The organism is Halalkalibacterium ligniniphilum (assembly GCF_000334155.1).
Taxonomy (GTDB): domain Bacteria; phylum Bacillota; class Bacilli; order Bacillales; family Bacillaceae_D; genus Halalkalibacterium; species Halalkalibacterium ligniniphilum.
The window spans coordinates 1-2,565 of the sequence record NZ_ANNK01000082.1 but is presented as its reverse complement, the minus strand read 5'-3'; the positions used below and the strand labels follow the sequence as shown (position 1 = coordinate 2,565).

Genomic DNA, 2,565 nt, shown 5'->3' with positions numbered 1-2,565 from the left:
CAAAATCAGCCCCTACTCTCATAAAATCTGTTCCTCTTGGCTGATTGTACAACACCCAGCGTATCGCACGTAAAATCGACGTTTTCCCACTGTCTGACTGGCCGACAATCACATTGAGGCCAGTGCTAAAATCTATGCTCGTATCAAGATGGGACTGAAAGTTCTCAAGGCGTACTGTGTTAATCGTATTCATCTTCTCCCCCCTTCCAAAGCTCTTCAATCACCGTTATTCTCCGCAATGCTTCCTGCTTTACTTTTTCCTCCACATTTGACATTGCTGCAATTTCTCCAATAATCTGATTCATGTTCAGGGATTGAAACTCTGCCTGTTCTTTCACTTGCTGAACAAAGGCATGAAGTTTTTCCTCTTGGTGAACAGCCTTTTCAAGGAAGCTTCGATCAAGCACATCATCCCCTTTTTTTGCCGACTGCAAAGGATACTCTTTAAGCTCAATACCTTCTTTTGTAACCGTTCCTAAAATGATAGTAGGCTGGCGGCTTATTTCTGACCAATGATTATTAATTCTTGCAATGGCCCCAGGATTGCAAATATATTTGCCGTTTCGTTCTTTGATTCCAAAACCTCCATGATAATGTCCTGTTAAAATGACATCAGCGCTCGTCCCCCATATGTGATCAATAATTGTATGAGGAATCTCATCTGGCAATGCTTTTTCTACAAGCATACTATGCACAAGATGAATGAGTACATCTGCACGACGCTGATTGCTTGGATAATAATCAAGTTTTGGGTCACGTTGATCGATATCGTAATGGTACGGTTGACCAGAAATTTGTACACGTAGCCCATTTTCTTCAAACAGTAACGGTTGATCAGGATGAATGAGTGTTAAAATGCCAAAGGAATCCATTAAACCAAGCATCGTTCTTGTAATTGTATTTGGATTATGCCCGTATGTATCGTGATTTCCAGAAATTGCATAGATCGGTCGATTTGCTTTGCGAAAAATTTGCGCAAATTGGCCAACTACATTTGGAGACAAATCGGGACGGTCGAAGACATCTCCTCCATGCAGTAGGAAATCGACTTCGTGTTTATTGGCAAGCTCCATAATTTCATGGAGCTTATCCTTCAATGTGTCAACAAAGGAATCTAAACGATTTTTCGGCGTTGTTCCTCGTATATGGGTATCAGTAAAATAGAGAAATTTCATGGTTCCTCCTTGAGATCATTGGTGTGACAGAACATAACGGTCCCCCCCTAATAAAGCACTGCTTTGCTAGGGGGGGACCGTTACTTTAAAGGAGCAATGCTAAAAGCATGCTGTTATTTTAAATCGAGTGGCAGATCCTCAAACTGACCATCCTCTTCCGTTGGTGCTTCGACCTGCACTTCACTATTCAAACCGTAGTGTTCACGAATGAGGCGTTCAATTTTTTCTGTGATTTCTTCGTTTTCTTTTAAAAATTGCTTTGCGTTCTCACGTCCTTGGCCAAGACGCTCTTCCTCAAAGGAATACCAAGCCCCACTCTTTACGACGATATCAAGCTCAGAGGCAATATCAAGAATCGAACCTTCTCGAGAAATTCCCTCACCATACATAATGTCTACTTCCGCTTGTTTGAATGGCGGTGCGACTTTGTTTTTCACGACTTTAATTTTTGTTTTATTACCAACCATATCGTTTCCTTGCTTTAATGTTTCAGCACGTCTCACTTCGAGTCGTACAGATGAGTAGAATTTTAACGCACGACCACCGGGTGTTGTTTCAGGATTCCCGAACATCACCCCAACTTTTTCACGAATTTGGTTGATAAAAATCGCAATTGTTTTCGACTTATTGATCGCTCCTGAAAGCTTGCGAAGGGCTTGTGACATTAAGCGCGCTTGTAAGCCTACATGAGAGTCTCCCATATCACCCTCAATCTCTGCTTTTGGAACAAGAGCTGCCACACTATCAATGACAATCATCTCAACAGCACCGCTACGTACAAGAGCTTCAGCAATTTCTAATGCTTGTTCCCCTGTATCTGGCTGTGAAAGAAGAAGCTCGTCAATATTAACACCGAGCTTTTGTGCATACACAGGATCTAACGCGTGTTCAGCATCAATAAAAGCCGCTTGACCTCCGTTACGCTGTACTTCTGCAATCGCATGAAGAGCGACCGTAGTCTTACCTGAAGATTCCGGACCATATACTTCAATAATTCTTCCCCGTGGGTATCCACCGACACCAAGGGCAATGTCCAAGGCTAGTGCACCACTTGAAACGGTTGAAACACGTTGCTCAGCTTGTTCCCCCAACTTCATAATAGAGCCTTTACCAAATTGCTTTTCAATTTGCCGCAACGCCATATCCAGAGCTGCTTTACGATCACTCATTCGTCATCTCTCCTCTATAAATAAGCATGATCATATGCGAATCTATGTTTTCTTCTTTTATTACTATACCCTGTTTTGATTCATTTGCCAATAGGTTTTACGAACATTTATTCGCTTTTTTGAGCAGATGGGGAAAATAGGAAGGAATAGGGCTGGTACATAATGAACGTGTATGATTGAAAACGCGAACAGTGCACAACCTTAGTGGAGGAAATATACGT

3 protein-coding genes are annotated in these 2,565 nt (G+C 42.1%); all 3 read right to left on the bottom strand.

All coding sequences use genetic code 11. From position 1 onward, the window contains the following. Positions 1-193: AAA family ATPase (locus BLT_RS21645; RefSeq protein WP_035425703.1), on the bottom strand; the 193-nt coding region annotated here is incomplete at its 3' end. Then, positions 180-1,175, bottom strand: a complete 996-nt coding sequence (locus BLT_RS0108630; RefSeq protein ID WP_017727391.1) for a metallophosphoesterase family protein — start codon at positions 1,173-1,175, stop codon at positions 180-182. The genes BLT_RS21645 and BLT_RS0108630, both read right to left, overlap by 14 nt. A gap of 113 nt (positions 1,176-1,288) precedes the next feature. Beyond that, the gene (gene recA / locus BLT_RS0108625; protein ID WP_017727390.1) at positions 1,289-2,344 is read right to left on the bottom strand and encodes a recombinase RecA; all 1,056 of its coding nucleotides are present in this window, start codon (positions 2,342-2,344) and stop codon (positions 1,289-1,291) included. Between the last annotated feature and the right edge of the window lie 221 nt (positions 2,345-2,565).